This window comes from Amycolatopsis thailandensis, assembly GCF_002234405.1.
GTDB lineage: Bacteria > Actinomycetota > Actinomycetes > Mycobacteriales > Pseudonocardiaceae > Amycolatopsis > Amycolatopsis thailandensis.
Genome location: NZ_NMQT01000066.1, coordinates 17,055 through 41,796, shown reverse-complemented (window position 1 = coordinate 41,796; position 24,742 = coordinate 17,055). Strand labels below are relative to the sequence as shown.

General features: G+C 69.5%; 19 protein-coding genes and 1 pseudogene. 11 read left to right on the top strand and 9 right to left on the bottom strand.

Features of this window, described 5'->3' with window-relative positions:
- Together CFP71_RS18995 and CFP71_RS18990 are read right to left on the bottom strand one after the other, a co-directional pair.
- Positions 1 to 7,761: a non-ribosomal peptide synthetase gene (locus CFP71_RS18995; protein WP_093935207.1), complete on the bottom strand. Its 7,761-nt coding sequence runs from the start codon at positions 7,759 to 7,761 to the stop codon at positions 1 to 3.
- A gap of 4 nt (positions 7,762 to 7,765) precedes the next feature.
- Entirely contained in the window at positions 7,766 to 7,969 is a 204-nt protein-coding gene (locus CFP71_RS18990; protein WP_093935206.1) for an MbtH family protein, read from the bottom strand.
- Between the two features lie 270 nt (positions 7,970 to 8,239).
- Here CFP71_RS18990 and CFP71_RS18985 point away from each other — a divergent pair, with 270 nt between their 5' ends.
- Entirely contained in the window at positions 8,240 to 9,808 is a 1,569-nt protein-coding gene (locus CFP71_RS18985; RefSeq protein ID WP_244199732.1) for an amino acid adenylation domain-containing protein, read from the top strand.
- On the opposite strand, the gene CFP71_RS18980 is transcribed toward CFP71_RS18985, so the two are convergent.
- Positions 9,753 to 12,698: an ATP-binding protein gene (locus CFP71_RS18980; RefSeq protein WP_167406182.1), complete on the bottom strand. Its 2,946-nt coding sequence runs from the start codon at positions 12,696 to 12,698 to the stop codon at positions 9,753 to 9,755. The two genes, CFP71_RS18985 and CFP71_RS18980, sit on opposite strands and share 56 nt — an antisense overlap.
- Before the next feature lie 151 nt (positions 12,699 to 12,849).
- On the opposite strand from CFP71_RS18980, the pseudogene CFP71_RS45595 reads away from it, so the two are divergent.
- The 3 genes and pseudogenes from CFP71_RS45595 to CFP71_RS44975 form a co-directional block, all read left to right on the top strand.
- Positions 12,850 to 12,945 (top strand): annotated as a pseudogene (locus tag CFP71_RS45595) (hypothetical protein); the annotation flags it as partial.
- Positions 12,946 to 13,051: 106 nt separating this feature from the next.
- On the top strand, positions 13,052 to 13,279 hold the full coding sequence (locus tag CFP71_RS44980) for a hypothetical protein (RefSeq protein ID WP_244199731.1): 228 nt from the start codon (positions 13,052 to 13,054) through the stop codon (positions 13,277 to 13,279).
- A 2-nt stretch (positions 13,280 to 13,281) separates the two neighbouring features.
- Positions 13,282 to 13,821, top strand: a complete 540-nt coding sequence (locus CFP71_RS44975) for an SDR family NAD(P)-dependent oxidoreductase (RefSeq protein ID WP_244199730.1) — start codon at positions 13,282 to 13,284, stop codon at positions 13,819 to 13,821.
- 216 nt (positions 13,822 to 14,037) lie between these two features.
- Here CFP71_RS44975 and CFP71_RS18965 read toward each other — a convergent pair whose 3' ends face one another.
- Complete coding sequence (locus tag CFP71_RS18965) at positions 14,038 to 14,415, bottom strand: hypothetical protein (protein ID WP_093935203.1); 378 nt, start codon at positions 14,413 to 14,415, stop codon at positions 14,038 to 14,040.
- Positions 14,412 to 15,644, bottom strand: a complete 1,233-nt coding sequence (locus CFP71_RS18960) for an MFS transporter (RefSeq protein WP_244199729.1) — start codon at positions 15,642 to 15,644, stop codon at positions 14,412 to 14,414. The genes CFP71_RS18965 and CFP71_RS18960 overlap by 4 nt, the downstream gene beginning before the upstream one ends.
- Before the next feature lie 76 nt (positions 15,645 to 15,720).
- On the opposite strand from CFP71_RS18960, the gene CFP71_RS18955 reads away from it, so the two are divergent.
- Entirely contained in the window at positions 15,721 to 16,092 is a 372-nt protein-coding gene (locus tag CFP71_RS18955) for a MerR family transcriptional regulator (protein WP_093935233.1), read from the top strand.
- Between the two features lie 505 nt (positions 16,093 to 16,597).
- Here the strand turns inward: CFP71_RS18955 and CFP71_RS44210 are convergent.
- Positions 16,598 to 16,735 carry a hypothetical protein gene (locus CFP71_RS44210; protein ID WP_167406180.1) on the bottom strand — a complete coding sequence of 46 codons (138 nt, stop codon included), beginning with the start codon at positions 16,733 to 16,735 and terminating at the stop codon, positions 16,598 to 16,600.
- Positions 16,736 to 16,989: 254 nt separating this feature from the next.
- On the opposite strand from CFP71_RS44210, the gene CFP71_RS18945 reads away from it, so the two are divergent.
- Positions 16,990 to 17,277: a hypothetical protein gene (locus tag CFP71_RS18945; RefSeq protein WP_143267115.1), complete on the top strand. Its 288-nt coding sequence runs from the start codon at positions 16,990 to 16,992 to the stop codon at positions 17,275 to 17,277.
- A gap of 5 nt (positions 17,278 to 17,282) precedes the next feature.
- Here the strand turns inward: CFP71_RS18945 and ctaD are convergent, their stop codons facing one another.
- Positions 17,283 to 19,055, bottom strand: a complete 1,773-nt coding sequence (gene ctaD, locus CFP71_RS18940) for an aa3-type cytochrome oxidase subunit I (RefSeq protein ID WP_093935199.1) — start codon at positions 19,053 to 19,055, stop codon at positions 17,283 to 17,285.
- Between the two features lie 144 nt (positions 19,056 to 19,199).
- Between ctaD and CFP71_RS18935 the strand changes: the two genes are divergently transcribed.
- The 5 genes from CFP71_RS18935 to CFP71_RS18915 all read left to right on the top strand — a co-directional run bounded on the left by CFP71_RS18935 (position 19,200) and on the right by CFP71_RS18915 (position 22,152).
- Positions 19,200 to 19,754 (top strand): hemerythrin domain-containing protein, encoded by a 555-nt coding sequence (locus tag CFP71_RS18935; RefSeq protein ID WP_093935198.1) that lies wholly within the window; start codon positions 19,200 to 19,202, stop codon positions 19,752 to 19,754.
- Positions 19,755 to 19,778: 24 nt separating this feature from the next.
- Positions 19,779 to 20,183 carry a hypothetical protein gene (locus tag CFP71_RS18930; RefSeq protein WP_093935197.1) on the top strand — a complete coding sequence of 135 codons (405 nt, stop codon included), beginning with the start codon at positions 19,779 to 19,781 and terminating at the stop codon, positions 20,181 to 20,183.
- 38 nt (positions 20,184 to 20,221) lie between these two features.
- A complete protein-coding gene (locus CFP71_RS18925; RefSeq protein ID WP_208635985.1) occupies positions 20,222 to 20,647 on the top strand; it encodes a hypothetical protein in 426 nt (141 codons plus the stop codon).
- Positions 20,644 to 21,813 carry a zinc-dependent alcohol dehydrogenase gene (locus CFP71_RS18920; RefSeq protein WP_093935196.1) on the top strand — a complete coding sequence of 390 codons (1,170 nt, stop codon included), beginning with the start codon at positions 20,644 to 20,646 and terminating at the stop codon, positions 21,811 to 21,813. The genes CFP71_RS18925 and CFP71_RS18920 overlap by 4 nt, the downstream gene beginning before the upstream one ends.
- A gap of 141 nt (positions 21,814 to 21,954) precedes the next feature.
- Complete coding sequence (locus CFP71_RS18915) at positions 21,955 to 22,152, top strand: hypothetical protein (RefSeq protein ID WP_093935195.1); 198 nt, start codon at positions 21,955 to 21,957, stop codon at positions 22,150 to 22,152.
- Positions 22,153 to 22,230: 78 nt separating this feature from the next.
- Here CFP71_RS18915 and CFP71_RS18910 read toward each other — a convergent pair whose 3' ends face one another.
- On the bottom strand, positions 22,231 to 22,956 hold the full coding sequence (locus CFP71_RS18910) for a GAF and ANTAR domain-containing protein (RefSeq protein WP_093935194.1): 726 nt from the start codon (positions 22,954 to 22,956) through the stop codon (positions 22,231 to 22,233).
- Between the two features lie 54 nt (positions 22,957 to 23,010).
- Entirely contained in the window at positions 23,011 to 23,631 is a 621-nt protein-coding gene (locus CFP71_RS18905) for a GAF and ANTAR domain-containing protein (protein WP_093935193.1), read from the bottom strand.
- Between the last annotated feature and the right edge of the window lie 1,111 nt (positions 23,632 to 24,742).

Sequence of the window (24,742 nt, the reverse complement as noted above, 5' to 3'; positions counted from 1 at the left end):
TCACCGGTCCTTGGTCTCGGAGTGCGTGGCTACCGCCTGGGCGATCTCCTCGTCGGTCATGTCCCGCACCCGTGCCCACACCAGCTCCTCCACCACGGTGGCCAGGTCGCGAACCGTCGGATGCCGGAACACCGAAGGCAGCGGGAGCTCGATGCCGAACGCCGCGTGGGCACGGGCACACACGCGGTTCGCCGCCAGCGAATGCCCGCCCAGGCCGAAGAAGTCGTCCAGCGCGCCCACGTCGGGGACACCGAGTACCTCCGCGAAGATCCTGGCCACGGCCTGTTCGGTGGGTGTCTCGGGGACGACTTCCGGTGGCGTGAAGTGGTCGGCGGGTGCGGGCAAGCGGGTTTCGTCGAGCTTCCCGTTGGTGGTCAGGGGCAGTTCCGCCAACGGGACGAAGGCCGACGGGACCAGGTGCCCGGGCAGCCTCGAAGTCAGGAAACGGCGCAGGTCGGCGGTGCCGACGGGTTCCCCGGTCAGGTACGCGGTCAGTTTCCGGTCTCCCAGCACGTCTTCGCGGGCGATCACCGCGGCCGCGCGCACCGCGGGGTGCGCGGTGAGGGCCGACTCGATCTCGCCGGGTTCGATCCGGAACCCGCGGATCTTGACCTGCCGGTCGGCCCGGCCGTGGAACTCCAGCGTGCCGTCCGGTCCGAGCCGGGCCAGGTCACCGGTGCGGTACAGCCGGGAACCGGGCGGCCCGAACGGATCGGCGACGAACCGTCGCGCGGTGAGAGAGGGACGGCCCAGATAGCCCCGGGCCACTCCGGCACCGCCCAGGTACATCTCCCCGACGACCCCACCGGGAACCGGGGCGAGCCGCGCGTCGAGCAGGTGAACCTCGCGGCCGGGGAACGGCACGCCGATCGGTACCCGCTCGCCGGTCCAGTCGCGGTGCGCGGTGAAGGCCGTCGCGGTGATGGTGGATTCGGTCGGGCCGTAGGTGTTGACCACCGGGACGTCCGTGGCCGCGAGCCAGCGGCGCAGCGTCCCGGCGGGCACGGTGTCGCCGCCGAGCACGAGCAGCCGCAACGCCGGGGGAGCCGGGTGGATCCCGTCGGCGAGCACGGTCACCAAATCCTCCCAGTAGGCCGGGGTCAGCTCGCACACCGTGATCCCGCCGTCGGCGAGCGCGGTGGCCAGTTCGGCCGCGCCGAGCACGCCGTCCCCGCGCAGCACCACGGTCGACCCCGAGGTCAGCGCGGGCAGGATCTGTTCCAGCGACGCGTCGAAACTGGTCGAGGCCAGCTGCAGGACCCGGTCGCCGTCGAGGTCGTAGAGCTCCCGTGCGGCCTGGCAGTGCGCGGCGAGGGAACGGTGCTCGACCACCACGCCTTTGGGGGTCCCGGTCGAGCCGGAGGTGTGGATCACGTAGGCGGCGTCGCGGGGTCCTCCCCGGGGTTCCGGGTTCCCGTCGGGAGCGACGTCGTCGAGGACGTCCGTGCGCACGACGGACAGGCCCAGCCCGTCGAACCGCGCGGCGACCTCGCCGGTGCAGACCAGCACGGCGGCCGCGGTGTCGGTCAGTGTCCAGCGCAACCGCTCGTCGGGGTACGCCGGGTCGAGCGGGAGGTAGGTGCCGCCCGACTTCAGTACGGCGAGCAGGGCGGCGACGGTGTCCGCGGACCGGGGGAGGCAGACGGCGACGGTGACCTCCGGACCGGCGCCCGCGGCGCGGAGCCGGTGGGCGAGGCGGTTGGCGCGCCGGTTCAGCTCGGCGTAACCGGTGTCCACGCCGTCGAACCGGACCGCCGCCCGGTCCGGTGTCTTCAGGACCTGCCGCTCGAACGCGAGGTGGACCGATGGCGGGGACTCCGGCGCCGGGGCGCGCAGCCCGGTCACTCGCGCCCATTCGCCGTCGGAGAGCACGGGAAGGTCGCGGACCGGGGTGTCCGGTGCGGTGACGGCTCCGGCGAGGAGTACGGCGTAGCTTTCCGCCAGCCGGGCCGCCGTCGCCCGGTCGAACAGGTCGGTGGCGTAGACCAGATGCCCGACGAGGTCGCCGGTCGTGGTGTCTTCGGCGAGCGTGAGCCCGAGGTCTTCCTTGGCGGACAACGTCTTCAGCGGTAGTCGCACCGCGGTGGCCCCACCGAGCCGCAGTTCCGTCGTCCCCGTTTCCAGCGCGAACATGGCTTGGTAGAGCGGGGTCCGGCTCGGATCACGGGGTGGGGCGACAGCGCGGACCACGCGGTCGAACGGGAGTGCCTGGTGGCCCAGCGCGGTGAGGACCCGTTCGCGGGTGTGTGCCAGGAGCGCCGAGAAGGGCGGATCCTCGCCCAGGTCGGCCCGGATGACCACGGTGGTGGCGAAGTAGCCCATCACGTCGGCGTATTCGGCGTGATCGCGATGGGCTCCCGTGATCGCCGCGGTGACGTCGTGCTGACCGCTCCACCGCGACAGCAGGACGTGGAACGCCGCCAGACCGGTCATGAACAGCGTGACGCCATGGCGGCGGCTGAGCGCCTCGGCCCGCTCGCGCAGCCCGGCGGGGATCGTGAACCGCACGACGTCCCCGTTCGCCGAACGCGACGCGGGCCGGGGGTAATCGGTGGGCAGGGCGAGTGGTTCCACACCGGCCAGCTCGGTGCGCCAGAACTCCTCGGATCCGGCCAGGAGACCGGCTTCGAGGGCGGACCGTTCCCAGCGGACGTGATCGGCGAACCGGCGGGCCGGTTCCGGTGCTTTCCCGCCCGCGGTGAACAGGGCCAGTTCTCGCAGGAACACCGCCACCGACCAGCCATCGACCGCGATGTGGTGCATCGAGACGACGAGCCGCCGCCCGCCGTCCGGGGAACGCAGGACGCGGATCCGCAGCGGTGGCCGGGCCGCGAGGTCGAACGGACGGCGCAGCTCGGCCTCGACGGCGTCGTCGAGACGACCGACGTCCAGCACTTCGACGGTCACGGGCGTGGGCGGATCCACGAGCGCGACGGGCTCCTCTCCGTCGACCGCGTACCGCGTGCGCAGGATCTCGTGCCGACGCACGATCTCGGTAAGCGCGCCGCTCAAGGCGGCGACGTCGACCTCGGCGGGCAGCCGGTACACCAGTGGCACGGTGTATTCGAGGCTGCCCGGATCCAAGCTCTGAGCCAGCCACAGCCGCCGCTCGCCCGAAGACAGTTCGCGGCGGCGCTCGACGGCGGGGGAAGGCTTCGGCCCGGCCGCCGGCTTCGGTATGTCGGCGATCCGCGCGGCGACCGCGGCGACGGTGGGGTATTCGAACAGGTCGCGCAGCCGCAGCCCCGCCCCGAGTTCGCCGCGGGCGCGGGCGGCGATCTTGCCTGCCAGCAGCGAATCGCCGCCGAGGTCGAAGAAGTTCTCGTCGATCCCGACCTCGGGGTGGCCGAGGATTTCCGCCCAGATCCCGGCCAAGGCCCGTTCCATCCGGGTCCGGGGTGCCCGGCCGGTCCGGCGCGGTGTCTCGGTGGACACCCTGACGGCGGGAGCGGAGCGGCCGAGTTCGAGGTCGACACCGCCGGTGATGTCTTCCAGCGCACGCACGAAGCCTTCGGCCATCCGCGCGACGCTGGCTTCGTCGAAGAGGCTCGTCGCGTAGGTCAGCGCGGCCGCGATCCCGGCGGTGCCCTCGTCGAAGACGAGCGAAAGGGTGATGTCTTCCTTGGCCGCCGCGTACGGCGGCGGCACCCGGCGCAGGGTCGCGTCCCCCAGCCGGGGCGGCGCCGGCCGGTGCTCCAGGGTGAACATCGTCTGGTACAGCGGATGCCTGCCCGGGTCCCGTCGTCCGCCCACCGCGCGGACGACCTCGTCGAACGGGAGATCCTGGCCGGAAAGCGCGTCGACGACCTGGTCTCTGGTGCGGCGGAGCAGGTCTTCCGGTGAGTCGGCGAGATCGGCGCGGATGGCCACGGTGTTGACCAGGCAGCCGATCAGACCGTCGAATTCGGGCCGTTCGCGGTTGGCCGAGACCGTGCCGACGGCGAAATCGTGCCGCCCGCCGAGTCTGGCCAGCGTGACCTGCCAGGCGGCCAGGCCGAGCACGAACGGCGTGATCCCCCGCGCGGCGGCGGTCTCCTCCACTGTCGAGCGCAGGGAAGCGGGGACGGTGAACCGCCACACCGCGCCCGCGGTGGAGCGCAGCGGAGGACGTGGGCGATCCGTCGGGAGCACGAGCGGGCCGACGCCCTGTAGCCGATCCGCCCAGAACCGGCGCAGCCGCGTCGCTTCGGCCGGGAGCAGGACTTGCCGCTGCCAGGACGCGAAGTCGGCGACCCGCGCCGCGTCGCCCGCGCGGTCACGCCCGGCGTACGCCTCGGCGAGGTCGTTCAGGAAGACCTGGGCGGACCAGCCGTCGAACACGATGTGATGCACCGCGACGACGAAGATCGAGGGCGCGGAACCGTTGCGCATCAGGGAAAACCGCACCGGCGGACCGGTCTCCACGTCGATCGGGGCCGCCGCCTCGGCGGCGAGGAACGCCTCCGGCCCGGCGTGGGGCGGGTCGAGGACGCGTAACTCGGCCGGGCCGGGCGGGGCGATCAGCCGGACCGGTTCCCCGGCGCCGATCCGGTAGCGGGTGCGCAGGGCGGGATGCCGTCCGACCAGTGCGGTGAGGGCTCGCCGAAGCGCGTTCTCGTCCAGCGGTCCGTCCACTGTGTACGCGAGGGTGATGACGTACTCGGCGCTGTCGGGATCGAGTTCGTGGGCCAGCAGCAGCCGTCGTTCGTTCGCCGAGAGAAGCTCGGTGTCCGGACCGGTGACCGGTCGCCGGGAGGCGGCCCCCTCGGTCGCCGCGGCGAACTCGGTGAGGGTCCGGTGCCGGAACAGCGCGGCCATACCCACCGAGGTCCCGAGTTCGGCCCGCAGGCGCGCGATCATCCGACCCGCGGTGAGGGAATGCCCGCCCAGGGCGAAGAAGTCGTCGTCGCGGCCCACCTGTGGCACGGCCAGTAGGTCCTGCCAGACCTTCGCGACGGTCTGTTCGGTGGCGGTCGCGGGCGGCCGGTGAGCGCGGGCGGGTTCCGGTGCGGGACCGGGAAGCGCGGCGCGGTCGACCTTGCCGTTGGGCGTCAGGGGCAGCCGGTCGACCGGGACGAAGAACGCCGGAACCAGGTGGGCGGGCAGGACCGAGCGGGCGAATTCCCGCAACGACTCGGCGCCGCCGGTGAAATGGGCGACGAGCCGCCCGTCCCGGACGGTGACCACCACCGCGCCGGCGTCCGGATGCGCCGCCAGCGCGGACTCGATCTCGGCGGGTTCGACGCGGTGGCCCCGGATCTTGACCTGCTCGTCCGCGCGGCCGAGGAACTCCAGGTCGCCGCTCTCCCGAAGCCGGACCAGGTCGCCGGTGCGATACCAGCGGCGGCCACCGGGCGCGGCGACGAACCGCTCGGCGGTGTGCGCCGCGCGCCGGGAGTACCCGCGGGCCAGCGCGTCGCCGCCGAGGTAGAGCTCACCGGTCGCGCCCGGGGGCACCGGGCGCAGGCGGTCGTCGAGGACGTGGGCGGCACGCCCGTCCAGTGGCGTGCCGATCGGCACACCGTGGTCCGGCCAGTCGGCGGGCACGGTGAACGCGGTGGCGGTGACCACGCCCTCGGTCGGGCCGTACGCGTTGACCACCCGGGCCGAGGGGAAGCGGGCCCGCCAGCCGGTGAGCTGACCTCCGGTCAGGGCTTCCGCTCCGAGCACGAGAAGCCGGGGCTCCCAGCCGGTGCCGTCCAGCACGGCCAGTTCGGCCAGGAGTGTGTCGGCGTAGGACGGGGTCACGTTGAGCACCGTCGGGCGGGTGCGGAGGAGTTCGGCGGCGGTCTCGTCCGCCGCGCGGGGATCGGCGATCATCACGCAGGCCGCTCCGGAAACCAGCGGGACGAGGATCTGTTCGAGGGACACGTCGAAAGCGCAGTTGGCGATCTGGGCGATCCGATCGCCCTGCCCCACGGCGAAAGCGGCGGCTGCCGCACGGAGGTGGACGGCGAGAGCGTCCCTGTCGACTTCCACGCCCTTCGGGGTTCCGCTGGAACCGGAGGTGTAGATCAGGTAGGCGGGTGCCCGGCTCGGCTCCGCCGGACTCGCGAAATCGGGGGCGTCGTCCGAGACCGTGGGAGAAACCCGCGCGACACCGGCGAAACGCTCCGTCGCCCCGTGGCCGTCCTCGACGACAAGGCGCACCCCGGCGTCGTCCAGGGTCCATCGGGTCCGGGACACCGGATGGGCCGGGTCCAGCGGCACATACGTCCCGCCCGTGCGCAGAACGGCCAGCAGACCGACGATCAGCCCGGGTGACCGGGAGACGGACACCCCGACGCGGGTGCCGGGTCCGGCCCCGAGCGCGCGCAGTTTCCCGGCGAGCAGGCGCGCGCGCCGGTCGAGCTCGGCGTAGGTGAGGGTCACCGGACCGCATACGACGGCCGGTGCGCCGGGAGTCCGGGTCACCCAGCGGTCGAACGAGGCCGTCACCGGTTCGGGAGGGGACGAGGCCGGGCCGTCCGGGGGCGCGTGCCGCGGCCCGGCGAGCACCGGCAGATCCTCGATGCCGGCCGAGGTGCCTGCCGACACCAGCGCCGAAAGCAGGTTCCGGTAGCTGTCGGCGAACCGGCTCGCCCAGCCTGGTTCGAACAGTTCGGTGTCGTAGGTGACTTCGATGTCGAGCCCGCCGTCGCGATGGACGAGCGAGACCGCGAGATCGGTGTTCACCCCCTGTGTCCGCAGGGGGTAAGAGCCGATCCCGACCCCGGCCATCGAGTCGTTCGCGCGCCTTTCGACGCCGAACATGGCTTGGAACAGCGGGGTCCGGCCCGGATCCAGTTCGGGGCGCAGTTCGCGGACGACCTCTTCGAACGGGATGTCGCCGTGGGCGAAGGCTTCCAGCACCCGGTCGCGGGTCCGTTCCAGAAGCGTCCCGAAATCGGGCTCGCCGGTCAGATCCGCGCGGATCACCAGGGTGTTGACGGAGAACCCGATCGGCGAGGCGGGCCCGGCGCCACCCGCGCTGGCCACGCCGACCGAGAGATCACGCTGTCCGGTGAAGCGCGACAGCAGGATCTGGAACGCCGTCAGCCCGGTCATGAACAGGGTCGCCCGGTGCGGTCCACCCAGCTTGCGCAGCAGCCGGGCGTCCTCGGCGCCGAGGGAGACCCGCGCGATGGCCCCCGCGCCGGACCTTACGGCGGGCCGTGGCCGATCGCCACGCAGGGCGAGCGGTTCCAGGCCGCCGAGCCGGTCACGCCAATAGTCCAGCTGCCCGGCGGATCCGGCCCCGTCCTCGCTCGTCCCGGACCGGTCGGGTCCGGGGAGGCGGGCTTCCCGGCCTTGCGCCGACGCCTCGTACAGTTCGGCGAACTCACGCCGGAAGACCCCGGCCGACCTGCCGTCGAAGACCAGGTGGTGCACCGACAGCAGCAGGACGTGCCGGTCTTCGGCCAGCCGAAGCAACGAGACCCGCAGTGGCGGTCCCGCCGTCAGGTCGAACGGGGTGACGCCCTCGGCGTCGACGTACCGGTCCAGCGCCTCCGTCACGGGTTCCGGTCCGCCGGAAAGCTCGACGAGGGGGACCGGGACGGGGGCCGGCGGCTCGACGATCCGCATCGGGTCGTCGCCTTCGAGCACGAACCGGGTCCTCAACGCGTCGTGCCTGGCCACCACCCCGGTCACCGCCAGGCGGACCGCTTCGAGGTCGAGTTCTCCTTGAAGCAGCCAGGGATAGCGCTGGTTGTATCCGCGGTAACCGGGCGCGAGCTGCAGCCGGAACCACAGGCCGCGCTGCCCGGCGGTCAGGGGCAGGGAGGGGTGGGGGTCGCTCATCGTGTCAGCCGTCGGCCAGGCTGCGTGGACGCAGATCGGTCCAGACCCGCTCGATGTGGTCCAGGCATCGCCGCCGGTCGGTTTCGCCCAGTTCCACCCGCCAGCCCTCGGGGATCTCGGCGAAGGCGGGCCACAGGGAACGCTGGTCCTCGTGGTTGACGAGCACCAGGAAGCGGCCGTCGGGGTCGTCGAAGGGATTGCTGCTCATGGACCGCCCGTTCTGCCTGCCGTTCGTGGACAGCCGCCACTGTCACAACCGGGGCCGGTGCGGCACATGCGTGGTAGGCACCCACATCGACGTTCTCCGACGTCGGCCCGCCCGGGCGTCGCCGGGGTTCACCGGTTCGGCGCAACGGCCCGCGAGGTCCGGACGGCGGGCGGGCGCCCGGTTTGGGTGTTCGCCACGGATGTGGCCGTACCGGCGTCCCGGTACGTTCGGCCCGGTCAGGCCCGGGGACCGAACGGCAGGGGAGACACAGTGCCCGATCGCACGCTGTACCAATGGTTCGCCGAATCGGTGTCCGTCCATTCCGGACTCCCGGCGGTGGAGACCCCGAAGGTCGTCCTCAGCTACGCCGAGCTGGCGGAGCGGGCCGAGGCCCTGGCCGCGCACCTCGTCCGGACGGCGGGCCGGGTCCCGCGGCGGATCGGCTTGCTGGCCGGGCAGGACCTGGTGGCCGTGGTGGGGTACCTAGCGGTACAGCGCCTGGACGCGGTCATGGTGCCGCTCAACCCCGCCTACCCGGTGGCCCGCAACGCGACCGTGTGCCGGATCGCCGGCGTCGACACGGTGCTGGCGAGTCCGGCGGGAGCCGCGCAGTGCGACGCCGGGCTGGGCGAAGACCTGACGGCCGTCCTCCGGATCGGCGAGACCGAACTGCTCGGACTGCCCGCGGCAGGCGACGTCCTGCCGCCCCGTGCGGCGAGCACCGACGACCTCGCCTATGTCATGTTCACCTCGGGATCCACCGGGGTGCCCAAGGGCGTGCCGACCCGGCATCGCAACATCTCCCCGTACATCGAGCACAACCGGCGGCGGTACGAGGTGGAGCCGGGAAGCCGTCTCTCCAACACCTTCGACCTCACTTTCGACCCGTCCGTGTTCGATCTCATCGTCACCTGGTCGGGCGGCGGCACGCTGGTGGTCCCCGGTCCGCGTGAACTCCTCACCCCGGTCGACTATCTGATCCGGCGGCGGATCACGCACTGGTTCTCCGTGCCTTCGGTGATCTCGGTGTGCGCGGACCTCGGCACCCTGCCCGACGGCTCGGACCCGGCCGCCACCGCCACGTCGCTGCGTCACAGCGTCTTCATCGGTGAGCCGTTGACCCACGGGCAGGTCGAAGCGTGGCGCCGCGTCGCGCCGCAGGGAGCCATCCACAACTCCTATGGCCCCACGGAGGTCGCCGTCGCGTGCGCGGAGTACCGGTTGCCCGCCGATCCCGCCGACTGGCCCTCGACGTCCAACGGGACCTTGCCCATCGGCGCCGTGTACCCGCATCTGGCGTTCGTGGTCCTGGACGAGCGGGGAGAACCGGCGGCGGAGGGCGAACTGTGCGTGCGGGGAGGCCAGCGCATGGACGGCTACCTCGATCCCGCCGACGACCTCGGACGCTTTCTCCTGGCGGGCCCGTCGGGCGTCGACGAGTACGTCGGACAGGGGCCTCTGACCCCGGAGCACTACTACCGCACGGGCGATCTGGTGCGCTGGGAGGACGATGTCCTGGTCTGCCTCGGGCGGCGGGACAACCAGGTCAAGGTGCACGGCTACCGGGTCGAGCTGGGTGAGATCGAAGCGGCGTTGCGCCGCCATCCCGGTGTGCGGCAGGCGGTCGTGCTCGCCAAACCGTCCGGCGCCGACAACGAGCTGACCGGTTACTACACCGGGGCGGACCCGGGCGCGGCGGTCGTGCGCCGGTGGCTGCGCACCCAGGTCCCGCCGCATATGGTGCCCCGGCGTTGCGTCCACCGGGAAACGCTGCCGCTGACGGTCAACGGAAAGATCGACCGTCGGGCGCTGTCGGCACTCGCGCCGGTGCCGGGGTGATCCGGACGACTCCCGCGGTGATCGCGAACCGCCCGAGTTCGATGCGGCCCGGCAGGCCCGTCTTGGCGATCAGGCTCGACACATGCCGTTCGACCGTGCGATGGGACAGATGCAGCAGGTCGGCGATCTCCCGGTTGCTGAGCCGGTCGACCAAGAGACGCAGCACCTCGTACTCACGCGCGGTCACTCCCGCCGCTCGCACCTCCGGGGGAAAGACCGCCGCACCTGCGCGCGCACCGGCTCGCCGGACCAGGGCCCCCGCGGCTTGCCCCACGGCCAGGCCGTCGAAGTGCTTCTCCGCCGCACGCAGCCATCGCACGGGCGCGCCCCACCCGTCGGCCAGAGCGGCTTCGCCGACCAACCGCAGTCCGAGGAACCGCGCGTTCGGATAAGGGGCCCCGAGGGCGACCGCGTCGGCGACCGCGACCTCCGCCTCCGCGCGGTCGCCCCGGCGGCCCAGCAGGACGGCTCGCGCGAAGGCGGCGAACTGCCGGTCCCAGCGCAGATGATGGGCAGGATCGGCGGTGGCGGCCGCCCAGCCGGCGAGGTCGAGATCTCCGCGCAAGGCACGCAGCAGCAGGCTCAGTCCGTGCTTGCCCGAGTGGTGGGGGATCGAGAGGGAGACCACCTGGGCCCGCGCGGCCAGGTCGAGCTCACGCATCGCGCGCTCCCGATCCTCGGCGAGCAAGGCGCAGAAGGCGCCGGAAAGACCGTGTAGCCAGCCGGAATGCTGAGGCTGGAAACCTCCTTGCGCACGAAGCGCGAAGTTCGCCGTCGCCAGTTCGGCCGTCCGTCCGCGATGACCCGCCAGCACGGTCCGGAGCAGGAGCACCTGCTGGGTGAGCCGGTGCAGGCGCAGCCGGGTCGAGTCCGCCTGCAGCCGGTCCAGCAGTTCTTCCGCGGTGGCGAACTCGCCGCGCAGCACCGCCACCAGCGCCAGGGTCAAGGTGCCTCGATGACGGAGGGACTCGGCGCCCCTTACACCGGCTTGCTCCACGACGAGGCGCAGCTCGTCGACGTCCCCGGTGGTCATGGCCTCCCAGGACCGGAGATGCAGCAGCGCGCGTAGTTCGTCGAGTGGCCGGTGGTGGTGCACGGCCATCGCCACGGCGTGGGCGAGGCATTCCCGCGCCCGGGCCGGATCGTGCAGGGAGAGCAGACGTCCCAGCAACGGCCAGCCCCGGCAGGCTGTTTCGGGCAGATCCGCGGCTCCGGCCGCCGCGATGAGCCGCGCGACCGTGTCCGACAGCTTCCGCAACCGGCCGGGCGTCGCCGCGTCCAGCGCGAACCGTACTTCGGACAGCTCCGCCCGCACGTACCCGATTCCCCCGGATTCGTCGCCCAGCGCGATTTTCGCCCGTTTCACCAGGGCCGACGCCACTCGCGTCCGCCCGGTCTGCCAGGCGGCGTCGGCGAGCCGGAGGTGCAACCCCGCCTGCCCCGAGCCGGGCAGGCGGCGGACCAGTTCGTCCACCGAGCCCGCCAGGCCCATCGCGCGGTCGGCGAGCCCGGCTTCGACGAGGGCGCCGAGCCGGACGTCCCAAGCCGCCGCCCTGCCCTCGGGAGAATCCCCGGCGGGCAGGAGAACGGCCCGGTCGGCGAGATCCATGGCCGCACTCAGCCGGGCTTCGACCAGCTGTCTTCGCGCTTCCTCGGCGAACAACCGGCTGGCGGCCACCGGTTCCCCGGCACGGGAGCGCAAGGCCGCGGCGGCCGGGCACCACAGCCCGGGGAGCCCGGGATGCGCGGCTTCCACGGCGTCGGCCACCCGCCTCGCCAGCTCCGCCTGCCGGGCCGGGGACAGCTGGGCGAGCAGTGCGGTGATCAGGAGCGGATGCAGGATCGGGAGCCGGGTGCCCGCCGGGCGTCCGGGCGCGTACGCCTTGCGCCCGAGCAGCCCGGACAACCTGTTCCTGACTTCCCCGGCTTCGAGGCCGGTGGCCGCCGCCAGCACCGTCGGGGAGTAGCGGCGTCCCAGCACCGCCGCCAGCAGCAGTAGGTCGAGCGTCACCGGATCGAGCGTGGCCGTCCACCTCTCCAAGGCTTTGACGAGTTCGCCCGGAGCCTCGCCGGTACGGGACGTCATCCACCGCGTGTCGCTTTCGCCGGTGCCCAGATAGCCGCTCTTCGCCAGGTCGAGGGCGATGGCCCTGATCAGCAGCGGAATGCCGGAACTGCCCAGCCAGACGATGTCGGCGACCGCCGTCGGTACTCCTTCGACGCCGAGGTGGGAGCACACCAGGCGCCGCGTGTCGGCATAGCCGAGGGGCGGTACGGAGAGGAACCGCCCGCTGCGTCGGGTGGCCACCGCGTCGGCCAGGGCCAAAGCCATGGAACCCGGCTCGGAGCCGATCGTGGCCACCAGCAGCACCGGTTCGCGCCGGAGGTTGTCGATCAGATACTCGACGACCGCCAGGGTCTCGTAGTCCGCTTCGTGGAGGTCCTCCAGGATCAGCACGCAGCCCCGCCCGCGTGCGACACGGGAGAGCAGGCGCAGCACCGCTTCGCCCAGCAGCACTGGTGACGGGCTCGCACCCGCGTATTCCGGGAGCAGGGCGGCCAGGGCGGGCTGATGGATCCGCAGCGCGTCGGCGTCGAGGTCGTCGGAGCCGCGGACCAGGGACAGCACCGCTTCGGTCAAGGGCCGTAAAGCGACCGAACGGCCGATCACGCTGCCCCGGCCCTGTCCCCACGCCATCCCGGCGGCGACGGCCATCTCCGCGACGGTCGCGGCCAGCCTCGACTTGCCCACCCCGTTCTTGCCGACGAGGAGCAACGCGGTGCCTTTCCCCGTGCCGGTCAGGCGCAGTGCGTCCCGGATTTCCTGTTCCAGCCCGTTTCTCCCGATGAGCCCGGTACCCGACTTCCGCGCATGGTCAGCGTCTATCACGGTGTTCCTTCCCCCTTGGACGAACTCGCAGCACATCAGGAAAGAACAGGGAATGGCAATCCACCAAAGGCCGGAGGAGCGGCAAGGCGGCCGATACCGTCGGTTATCGTGGCGGCCAGGACAGTTTGAGGATTAATCGGCGGGCGAAAGGATGAGCGAGCCCTCTTCGCGTTCATTCCGGTGGCCGCCCCGAAGGCCGTCGACCGCCAAGGGCGCGGGAATCTCCCGCGGTTCGCTGTACTTCTACTTCGGGTCGAAACAGGAGGTTCTCGCCGCGCTGATCGCCCGCACCGTCGCCTCGTTGCACCTGGACGGGCAGTCCGCCGACCCCTGGCTTGCCCCCGCACGACACCGTGCGAAGGGCCGAGGAGAACACGGCCCGCACCGCGGCCATGACTCGTGTCCTCGTCGCGGCCGGCCTGCCCGACGAGGACGGTCCGACCGGCGCGGCGGCGCTCGCGCAGGCCCCGTGCTGGATGACCGAGCGCAACTTTTACCACGTGTCGACACAACCCGGCGGCCTGGATCGCATGCCCGAGACGATGGTCGAGATCTGGTGCCGTGTCCTACCTGAAGGGTAGTCATGCTTTTCCTGATCACCGATGTCGGCAGCGGTCTCGGCCGGGCGTTCGCTCAAGGGGCGCTCGACGCCGGTCACGTCGTCGTCGAGCGCCGACTGGATGTCACCGACGACGACGCGGTGTTTTCCGTCGTGGAGGAGATCGAGGCGCAGGTCGGATCGATCGACGTGCTCATCGCGAACGCCGGATATGGACAAGAGGGAGTGTTCGAGGAATCACCGCTGTCCGAGTTGCGGGCGCAGTTCGCCATCAACGTGTTCGGTGTGGCCGCCACGGTACAAGCGGTGCTGCCGTTCATGCGCGAGCGTCGTGCAGGGCACGTGTTCGCGGTCAGCCCGGCTCATCGTCCGAGGCGCCCCGGGACAACTAAACGACACGTCGCAAAACTCGGCCGCCAGGTCAGCCGGAAGTCAACGGGGGGGCGTGAATCGACGTATGTCTATCGAACTCTGACGTCATGTCCGGTGCTGGCTGCACGGCATGGATTACCGCGTCTTGCGAGCGTCGTTCGACGCGACTTCTCTCACGGTCTACCGACTTGACGGAATGTCGCGGTTAAATTCCCAGGGCTCGTAATCCGCCAAGCCGGTGACCGGCATAACTTTCACAACGATAGGTACAAGCGCCAGCCGCTTCGAAAGCCGGGCTCCCGGTGCGCCGCGAGAGCTTCCTCGACCAGCCTCCCACGGCCTCGCGAGGTCACGCCGGCCTTCGTTGATCAAGCCCAGACGATTATTGCGCCCCTCGCTCGATGCGTCCTACCAGAGCGTGGAGGGTCCCGAGACGACCCAGCCGTCGTCGACAGGTTTGATCCAGAAGCCCAAGGCCACCTCGATTGTCCGCTCGCGGAAGGTGATCTCGACGTAGAGATTGCTCCTGGAGTCATTCCAGGCGAAGTTTCCCAGGGCGAGCTCGGCCAGCCAGGACAAGTCGCGTTCCCACTCGCCGGCGGCGGGCTCCGTGTCGAGACTCGCACCGACCGAACCCGACCAGAGCGATTTGAGCACGTGCTTGACCGACGTGTGATCGACGAGTTGTTCGGCCTCGGTGGTCTTCCCGTCCCGCAGAAGGCTGAAGTAGCGGTGAACAACGGCTTCAACGTCGGTCTCGGCGGGTGGCTCCGTCCAGATCTTCACTGTCGGGACTCTAGGTGGTGACTGACAGGTTCCCGGAAAGCGGTTGTAGTGCGCGACGTGGCCAGCCAGGACAGGCCTAGACCGGCCAGCGCAAGGATGGCTCCGGCCAGGCCGGTCCAGCGCAACGCGCCCGCGGCGACGATGCCGCCTCCGAGTGCGGCGCCGAATGCGTTGGCGAGGTTGAACCCGCTGACGTTGACGGCGACCGACAGGGTGGGCGCGTCAGCGGCGTGTCGGAGGATCAGGCCCTGTAACGGGGCGATCGTGGCGGTGGCCAGCAAGCCGAAGACGAGCACGGCGACGATGGTGGCCGGCTGCGAGGGTGCGGCGAACGGCAGCACGGCGAGGATCACCGTCAGGCCGAGGAACACGATCCGCACGGTCATGATCGGTGAGATATCGGTGAGCCGGCCGGCGGCGAGGTTGCCCAGCAGGCTGCCGACGCCGTAGGCGAGCAGGAGAGCGGACGCCATGCCACCGGAGAAACCACTGACCTGAGTCAACAGAGGCATGAGGTAGGTCAGGACGACGCCGACCCCGGCGAAGCCGATGGCGGTGGTCGCGATGGCCAGCAGCACCGGGCGACGCAGCAGGACCCGAAGCTCGGATCGGGCGCCGGTGGTCGGCGCTGGTGTGCGCGGCATCGCCACGGCAAGGACCGCGCCGCCAGCGGCGGCGATGACCGCGATGACCAGGAACGGCATTCGCCAGCCGAATGCCTGGCCGAGCAGCGCCCCGAGGGGAACCCCGAGCACGGTCGCGACGGTGAGCCCGGAGACCACGATGGCGATGGCGCGCCCAGCCCGGTCCGGTGGCACGACGGTCGTGACCACGACCATGGAGATGGCGAACAGTGTTCCTTGAGCCAGCGCGGACAGCACGCGGCCGGCCACCAGCAGGCCATAGGAGGTCGCCGCCGCGCTGAGCAGGCTCCCGGCGATGAACAGCACGATCAGGCTGAGCACCAGGCCTTTACGGGGCATCCGCGCGGTGAGCACGGTGATCAGCGGGCCGCCGATGACCACGCCGAGGGCGTAGGCGGTGACGAGTTGGCCGGTGCCGGCGACGGACACCTGCACGCCGGCCGCGATCTGTGGCAGTAGGCCGCTCACCAGTAGTTCGGCCGTGCCGATCGCGAAGATGCACAAGAGGAATCCGGCGATGATCGGGACGGCCCGTCTTGTCGCCGTCGGTGCTGGAGTGCGGGGTGAGGTCGTTGCGGGTGTCATACGGCGGACCGTAGAGTCTGACATGGATGTGAGAGTCAACTGTGGTGTGGCGGGAGTCGCAGTGTCGGTGCGGACGATCAGGATCGGCGAGTTGTCCCGGCGCAGCGGCGTGAGCCATCGGCTGTTGCGCTACTACGAAGAGCAGGGGCTGCTTCGGCCGCAACGCCGACCGAGCGGTTACCGGGAGTACCCGACCTCCGACGTCGCCGTGGTGCGCAGGATCCGGGGTCTGCTGGCCGCTGGGTTGTCCACCGCGACGATCTCCTCGGTGTTGCCGTGCATCCGCGAGGACGGCGAAAGGCTGGTGCCGACCTGCCCGGACCTCATCGCGCAGTTGCGACGGGAGCGCGATCGGATCGACCAGGCCATCGAGGACCTCAGCACCTCCCGCCGGGCTTTGGACACGGTGATCTCCGCGGCGCCGTCGACGCAGGGCCCGGCGACCTGAGTCCGACGCGACTCGGTGGACCTCGTCGTCTCCTGGCAATGCTTCTCGTCGGGGCCCGCTGCGTGTAGCTGTTCGAACGACTCTCTCGTCAACTGACGGCGTATTGGCACTCGCGGAAAGACGCATCCTCCATCCCCGACAACACTGAACGTGCCCCAGCTGCTGGCCGGTCGGTGAGAGAGACCACGGCCGGCAGTGTGGTATCAGGGCCGGCGCGATGCCCAGCAGACCAAACAGCGCGGGCTGCCTGTCGGTGAGGTGGCGCAGTGACCAGGACAGAACCGTGGGCAGGCTGGCGGTGGGGTCGTCGGACTCCAGAGCCTCCAGACCGAGGTCCCGGAGTTCGGTGACGAGGTCGGTCAGAAGGTCAGGGTCGGTTCGGATACGGGCCGCGATCAGTCCGAGCGCCAGCGAGAATCCGCCGCACAGGCCGATCAGCTCGGTGATCGCTCGGTCGACGTCGGTGAAACGTGGACCGGGGCCGTCGATTCCCACGACGATCGGCTCAGAACCAGCGGGCGCGGCCGTCCACCTTGCGTCCCGTGCCGCCGAGAATCGCGAGAACCACACCCATGACGGCGAGAACGGCGCCGATGGTGGTAAGCACGTGCCGGGAAACCGGGCCCGCGGCCGCAAGTTTCACGATTGAGGTACGGGGCTCGTGGGTAGATGTCGTGAGTCGTCGTGGAGTGCCGCTGGAGGAAACGTAGTGTTGTTTCGCAGGAAAGCGATCGTGCCCGTTGGTGATGTCGAGCGGGCGGAGGCCATTTTGGTCGCTCGGGGTGTCAACCGTGAGCGGGCTGGTGGTGAGCTGAGGGAGATGGCGCGCCGTCGGCACATCTCGCTGTCACGGTGCGCTGCTTTGGTGGCGTCGACCGGCCGGGCACCGTGGTCGGCGTGAAGCCGCCCGAGGATGAGATGTCCGCCGACCTCACGTCGGAGCAACGCAAGGTGCTGGTGACACCGTGGCTCCGTGAGGTGGTGGATCTGCCGCCGGCGGCGGACGACGCGCTGGCCTTGTGCGCGGCAGGGCTGGTCCTGGACTCGCTGCTCCCCGCCGAAGTGCCGATACCGCGAGAGGTCGACCTCGAAACGCTGGCCTACGCCGATCCCGCCCTGGTCGTCGAACTGCGCCGCCGGCTGCGATCCGGGATCGACCGGGCGCTGGTTCCCGAATCGGCGTGACAGCGTCAGCGTCCGCGCGGGTCGCTGCTGGGGCCCTGGTCGTCCGGCTGGGTGGCCGAGGCGGCGATTTCGGCCGGATCCGCGGCATCCCCAGGGTGCCCGGTGGTGCGGTGTGCTTCGTCGCGGATGCGTTCGATCATGTGCGGGTAGTGCAGTTCGAAAGCGGGGCGTTCGGAGCGAATCCGGGGTAATTCGAGGAAATTGTGCCGGGGTGGCGGGCTGGTGGTGGCCCATTCGAGGGAGTTCCCGTGTCCCCACGGGTCATCGACGTCCACCGGTTCGCCGTACCGGTAGCTCTTGACCACGTTCCAGATGAACGGCAGCACGGAAAGGCCGAGCAGGAACGCACCGATCGTGGAGGCCGTGTGCATGCCGGTGAACTGGTCGCTGTGCAGGTAGTCGGCGTAACGACGCGGCATTCCGGCGTTGCCGAGCCAGTGCTGGACGAGGAACGTGGTGTGGAAGCCGATGAATGTGGTCCAGAAATGCCATTTCGCCAGTCCCTCGTTCATCATGCGGCCGGTGATCTTGGGGAACCAGAAGTAGATTCCGGCGAAGGTGGCGAACACGATGGTGCCGAACAGGACGTAGTGGAAATGCGCCACGACGAAGTAGGTGTCGTGGATGTGGAAGTCCAGCGGCGGGGAGGCGAGGATGATCCCGGTGAGCCCGCCGAGCAGGAACGTCACAAGGAATCCGATGGACCACAGCATCGGTGATTCGAAGGTTAGCTGTCCTTTCCCCATGGTGCCGATCCAGTTGAAGAACTTGATCCCGGTCGGCACGGCGATGAGGAAGGTCATGATCGAGAAGAACGGCAGCAGGACCGCGCCGGTGGCGAACATGTGGTGCGCCCACACCGCCGCCGACAGTGCGGTGATGGCGATGGTCGCGAAGACCATGGTCTTGTAGCCGAACAACGGTTTCCGGCTGAACACCGGGACGATCTCGCTGACGATGCCGAAGTACGGCAACGCGACGATGTAGACCTCGGGATGGCCGAAGAACCAGAACAGGTGCTGCCACAGGATCACCCCGCCGTTGGCCGGATCGAACACGTGCGACCCGAGGTGACGATCGGCCATCAGCCCGAACAGCGCCGCGGTCAGGATCGGGAACGCGATCAGGATCAGGATGCTGGTGAACAGGATGTTCCAGGTGAAGATCGGCATTCGCCACATGAGCATTCCCGGACAGCGCAGACAGGCGATCGTGGTGACCATGTTGACCGCGCCGAGGATCGTGCCGAGTCCGGTCACGATCAGCCCCGCGATCCAGAGGTCTCCGCCCACTCCCGGTGAGTGCACGGCGGTGGACAGCGGCGTGTAGGCGGTCCAGCCGAAGTCCGGTGGCCCGCCCGGGGTCAGGTATCCGCTGAGCACGATCAGCGCGCCGAACAGGTACAGCCAGTACGAGAAGGCGTTCAGCCGGGGAAAGGCGACGTCAGGCGATCCGATCTGGAGGGGCACGAGGAAGTTGGCGAAGGCGAACACGTTCGGTGTCGCGTAGAGCAGCAGCATGATCGTGCCGTGCATGGTGAACAGCTGGTTGTACTGCTCCGGCGACAGGAACTGCAGCCCGGGCCTGGCCAGTTCGCCGCGCATCAGGAGCGCCGTCAGCCCGCCGATCAGGAAGAACCCGAACGACGTGACCATGTACACCACGCCGATCGTCTTCGGGTCCGTCGTCCTCATCAGCTTCAGCAGGGCGTTCCCCCGCTTGCCTGTCCGGCGAGGTGCGTGCGGGACCGGGGCGAGCCGTGACGGCGTCTGAGTCATCGCGGTACCTGTCCTTCGTCCGGGGCGTCGCACGCGTGTACCCGGCCACTCGGTTCCCACACTTTTCGCGGTGAGGTGTGAAGCGCGGTGATGGGGGAACCCGCCGGAAACCGAAACGTCCGCCGGACAAGAGGGAAGAAATCCGTGGCCGACAAAGAAAACGAAGACGTCATCGCCTTGCTGCACCGCCAGCACGACGAAATACGGCTGCTGTTCACCGAGCTGGAGACCGCGGAAGGAGAACGGCGCCGGGACCTGTTCCGCGACCTGGTGCGGTTGCTCGCCGTGCACGAGACGGCGGAAGAGGAGGTGGTCCATCCCGAAGTGCGGGCTCTTCAGGATGGCGAGCACGTCGTGGAAGCCCGGATCGGCGAGGAACACCGCGCCAAGCGGTTGCTGGTCACCCTGACCGAGATGGGCCCGGACGCGGAAGGCTTCGACACCTTGCTCGTCCAGCTGCGCGAAGACGTTCTCGCCCACGCCGAACACGAGGAAAAGGAGGAGTTCCCGCTGCTGCGCGTGGCGCATGGACCGGACAGGCTGCGCGCGATGGCCGCGACCGTACGGGTGGCGGAGGCGATCGCGCCGACCCACCCCCACCCCGGGGTCGAGAGCGCGACCGCGAACCTCCTGCTCGGCCCGCCCGTCGCGATCATGGACCGGGCCCGCGACGCCATCCGCAACGCCCTTGGCCGCTGATCCTGGCGCCAGGAAAGGAAAACCATGCTCGAGCACGATCAGTCCTACGACCCTCCGCAGGACACCGGGGCACCCGATCAGGTCGAGAGCGATCCGGCCGCGCTGAACAGCGCCGAGGACCTCGATGAAGACCGGCTGCGTGTGGACCCGCTCGAAGAGGGAATGGATCCACCGGAGCATTGGAGCGGGGTGACCAAGCACGGCATGACGTCGTGGGAACAGGCACATCCCGCTCCGCTCGGTGAGCGGCTGGCCGAGGAACGTCCGGACGTCGGCGAGACGGCGGAGGCCACCGATCGTGAGCGGGAGGAGCGTGTGGACAACACACGGCCGGACAGTCTCGATTACGCGGAAAACCTCGGTATCGCGGCAGATTTCCCCGGGGGTTCCGTGCCTGACGAGATCCGCACCCCGCCGCCACCGGACTGATCGAAGCCCCGAGCTTATCCGCGAGGAAAGGCAGACGAATGACAACAGCACGAACAGTCACCGCGGCCGCCGTCGGAGGTGCCGGCGTGGTCGCCGTCACCGTCATCCGCGGCTTGCGCGGACCGGCCGCGGACCATGACGACCATTGGCTCGCGGTGACCGTCAACCGCCCGCCCGACGACGTGGGGCCGATGGACTCGCTACCGGAACCGTTGGCGCGGCTGGGCGACGACATCGAACTGCGCATCGTACCCGCGGCAGGGGACAAGGGCACCGAATTGCGCGCCCGCCCGGCCGGGACCAAGGTGTCGCGCGGGGATCTGCGTTCCGCTCTCCGCAAGGCGAAGTCGCTCATCGAAACGGGAATCGTGCTCCAGGCGGATCCTCCGTCCACTCATCCCGGGCCCCTCGGCAAGGTCCTGCGAAAGATGACCCGCAACGCGCAGAAGGGTGGACGGCTGTGAGGGCACTCTGCTGGGAAGGCGTCAACGACGTCCGGGTGCAGAACGTCCCGGACCCCCGGATCCAGAACGACAAGGATCTCATCCTGAAGGTAGGGCTCAGCACGTCCTGCGGCTCGGACCTGCATCTGCTGACCGGGCACATCCCCTTCATGCAGGCGGGTGACGTGATCGGGCACGAATTCATGGGCGAGGTCGTCGAAACCAGCCCCGGGGTGACCCGGCACAAGGTCGGTGACCGGGTGGTGGTGTGCTCGTTCATCGGCTGCGGTGAATGCTGGTACTGCGGCCACGACCTGTGGTCGCTGTGCGACAACACCAACACCAACCCGGGAATCACCCAGGCTCTGTGGGGTGCCGATCCTGGTGGCATCTTCGGCTACTCCCACGCGATGGGCGGGTTCAAGGGCAGTCACGCGGAGTACGTCCGGGTGCCCTTCGCCGACCACACCGCCATCCCGATCCCGGAAGGCGTCGACGACCTGAGTGCCCTGTTCTCTTCGGATTCGGGACCGACCGGCTGGATGGGAGCCGATCTCGGCGGCGTCCGGCCCGGCGACGTGGTCGCGGTCTGGGGCTGTGGCGCGGTCGGTCAGATGGCCGCCCGCGCGGCCCAGCTCCTGGGAGCCGAACGGGTCTTCGTCATCGACCGGTTGGGCTACCGGCTCGACCAGGCCGAGCGGGTCTTCGGGGTCGAGACCTTGAACTACGCGGACACCGACGTGGGTGCCGCGCTGCGTGAGGCGACCGGTGGCCGGGGTCCCGACGTGTGCATCGAGGCGGTCGGCTGTGAAGCCCACAGCTTCGGACCACAGCACGTTTACGACCAGGTCAAGAGCAAGCTCAAGCTGGAAACCGACCGGCCCATCGCCGTGCGGGAGGCCATCTACAACTGCCGCAAGGGCGGCTCGGTGTTCGTCCTCGGGGTGTTCAGCGGTTTCGTCGACAAATTCCCGCTCGGCGCCATGATGAACAAGGGCCTCACCCTGCGCGGCGCGCAGCAACACGGTCAGCGCTACATCCCCATGTTGCTGGACCGCCTCGCCAAGGGAGAACTCTCGACCGACCATCTCGCCACGCACGTGTTGCCGCTGGACGACGCGCCCCGTGGTTACGACTTGTTCAAGAACAAGAAGGACGACTGCGTCCGCGCTGTCTTCCGCCCTTGAATCCTGTTTGGGCAAGACCGCCTCGAGAGATCTTCGGATCTCTCGAGGCGGCCTTCACGGGTCACTTGGCGAGCTTGTCCTGGACCGTGTCGTAAGTGCCGTAGAGGGCGGGGTCTGTCCGGGACGCGATACTGCCCCCTGGTGCTGCACAGCGCGGCGAGCTTGGCCAGTAGCGATTCAGGTCGGGGCGACAGCCTTGGCTTCTATGGAAAGGAAGTTCAGCAGGCCGCCGGCCTGCTCGCCGACACTCTCACCGTGCCAGCCGATCTGGCGTTCACCCGGCTGCGTGCCTACGCCTTCCTTACCCGGCGCCTGCACCTGGACGACCACACCACGTAGGCCGATCCAGCGGCTCGGGTGAGGTGCGCGCTACCTGGTGGGGGTACGTCGTCCTGGCGCAGACAACATGGTCTCGGTCTAGGAGTTCTCGGGAGCGGGCAGTGTGCCGCGGGTGTCGATGACGTGGCGGGCGATGTCGCTGGTGCGGCGGAGGTGGCGGCGGGCGTGACCGCGCATCAGTTCGAAGGCCTGGTCCACACTCGTGTCGGTGCGGGCGGCGAGGATTCCTTTCGCTTGCTCGATCAGGATCCGGCTTTGCAGGGCGGTGTGCAGCTGGGTGACGAGATCGATCTGCTGCCGCAGGACTCGTTCGTGCAGGATGCCGATCGTCGCGGCGTCGGCGAGTGCCTGTGCCAGCTGGACGTCGGTCGCCGATAGTTTCGCGGGATGGATGTTCAGCAGGAGCAGCGCGCCCAGGACCTGGTCACGCAGACGCATCGGGACGGCGCACATCTCCCGGTAGCCGACTCGCTCGGCGGCCTCGGTGAAGTCGGGCCACTGTGTGCGCGCGCCGTCCAGGTCGATCGGTCCGATGACTCTCACCTCGTGGTGGCTTTGCCAGGCTGGACCATCGTGCTGGGCCATGGCCAGTAGATCGGACAGGGCGTAGCCCGAATCCGATGCCGCGACCTGGCGGAGTTCGATCCCGGGAGGTGCGAGCAGCAGCGCCGCGGCCGAAACCCCCAGCAACTCCGTACATCTGATCGCGAGGGTGTCCAGCAGTTCGACGAGATCGAAGTCGCTCACCAGGGTATCGGCGAGTTCGACAAAGGTAGCGGCCAAGCGTTCGTCCCGATTGTCCATCTCAAGGTCCTCGCCCGGCCCGCTGGCCGTTCCTGTGTCCTGGCCTCATGCAGGTCATGAATAGCGGAAGTCTCGTGGCAGCCTGAGGCGCCTGGCGACGATGTCCCGAGCCACCTCGGCGATCGGGCGATCCTGGCTGAGCGAGTAGGCCCGCAGCCTGGACAGGGCCTCGGCGAGCGAAACGTCCAGGAAGACGCTGATCATGCCGGTAGCCTGGTGTACCTCGGCGCGATGGAGTTGCTGCGACCACACTTCCTCCGCAGAGTCGTCCGGGCTTGTCAACAACGCCGGCGTGAGGGAATCCGCCAGTGCCAGAGCTTTGGTCATCGCGGCGTTGTTCATCGACCCGGCCGCACGCCGATGACACATCAGCGCGCCGATGGTGATCGCACCGAGCATCACCGGGAACGCGAAAACCGCGTGCACGTCCCGTTTCAACGCGGCCGCGGTGAAACCGGGCCAACGCGCGGTCACGTCCAGTGCCGAGCACAGCACCGGTGCGCCGGTGTCGATCGCGTCGACGACAGGGCCTTCCCCGAAGGTGAATTGTTCGTCGTCGAGCCGGGCGCTGGCCTCATCGGAGGACCATGCCAGCTCTGCGGCCCCGCTCGTCGTCGCGGAGACCGTCATCCCGTCCACGCCCAGCAACGCGACGTGATCATCGGTCAGCCTCATCCCCACCTCCACGTTCAGGGTGAGACACAGTCATGCCCGTCCGTCGGCAATGGCGCTCTGTTCAGGATAGGGCTCAAGAGTGTGGAGGTGAAATAGTCGACGGGGATGTCTTTTTCAACCTTGATTCCATGATTTCCTCACGATGCGAAGCGTCGTGAGGAAATCATGTGTTGTCTCGCCTTTCGGTCGACTCCGGGCGGGTCCGGCGATCGTTTCGTCGACGACGGCGCTGGCCGGAAGGTTACGAGAAGTCCCGGTCAGGCTTACGACATACAGTGTTCGTTCGCGGCGCCGTGATCGGCCGCAGGTCACTGCTTCTCGTCTTGCGCCCGCCTGGGTTTTCTGCCAGCCGCTGTCAGCCACGGGTCGGCGGGTGGGACGCGCGACTTCAGCGGTCGGCCGATGCCGCGAGGTAGGCGGTAATCCTGATCCAGGCGAGGCGCCGCGCACGTCGCTGCACAGGGCGCCCCGCAGCACTCTCGTCATCCATGGATCACCGACCGGACTACGGCCGGCGGACGAGCACACAAGTGGCCCGGACGAGGAAACCAGGACACCCCCTGCGCAGACAACGCTCCCAGAGCCGACGCCCGCGCGTCGGAAAGCGCGAGGCGGGCGCGATGAGCTCGTCGACTCGACCTGGTTCGGCCGCTTCGAACGCCTGCTGCAGTCCTGGCCGCTCGCTTTTCGGCTGGCGCTGCTGATCGTCCTCGTGCTGACCGGTACCGCGGCGATAGCCGCCACGTTGGGAATCGGTGGTCAACTAACGCTCATCGCACTCAGCCTGGTCGAACGCCGCAGATACCGTGACCGGAAAGCCCGGATCGGCCGCTCCGCCCCGCCTGGCAAACGCCCCGGGCGATAACAAGGTCTCCCTGTATCGGGAGAGGTAATGCCCGGCCACGATAGATATCTTCGTCAGCCGTGGCCGTGGGTGGGTGCATGCCGGTGCGGCATGGGGTGCGCGGTCGAGGCGGTGACGACGTACGTCCGCGGTGGCGTTGGAAGTCGTCATCACCGCCGGATCGACTCGGTGTTCCCGGAGCCGTCCCACGGCATGGTGGCAACCGTGGCTGTTCGGCGAGCCCGCGTCGACGGGTCAGTGGCAGAG

Excerpts from the sequence above, each read along its gene's own strand:
- CFP71_RS18995 (WP_093935207.1), bottom strand. The coding sequence starts at position 7,761 with ATGAGCGACCCCCACCCCTCCCTGCCCCTGACCGCCGGGCAGCGCGGC.
- CFP71_RS18990 (WP_093935206.1), bottom strand. The coding sequence starts at position 7,969 with ATGAGCAGCAATCCCTTCGACGACCCCGACGGCCGCTTCCTGGTGCTC.
- CFP71_RS44975 (WP_244199730.1), top strand. The coding sequence starts at position 13,282 with ATGCTTTTCCTGATCACCGATGTCGGCAGCGGTCTCGGCCGGGCGTTC.
- CFP71_RS18960 (WP_244199729.1), bottom strand. The coding sequence starts at position 15,644 with ATGACACCCGCAACGACCTCACCCCGCACTCCAGCACCGACGGCGACA.
- ctaD (WP_093935199.1), bottom strand. The coding sequence starts at position 19,055 with ATGACTCAGACGCCGTCACGGCTCGCCCCGGTCCCGCACGCACCTCGC.
- CFP71_RS18930 (WP_093935197.1), top strand. The coding sequence starts at position 19,779 with ATGCTCGAGCACGATCAGTCCTACGACCCTCCGCAGGACACCGGGGCA.
- CFP71_RS18925 (WP_208635985.1), top strand. The coding sequence starts at position 20,222 with ATGACAACAGCACGAACAGTCACCGCGGCCGCCGTCGGAGGTGCCGGC.
- CFP71_RS18910 (WP_093935194.1), bottom strand. The coding sequence starts at position 22,956 with ATGGACAATCGGGACGAACGCTTGGCCGCTACCTTTGTCGAACTCGCC.
- CFP71_RS18905 (WP_093935193.1), bottom strand. The coding sequence starts at position 23,631 with ATGAGGCTGACCGATGATCACGTCGCGTTGCTGGGCGTGGACGGGATG.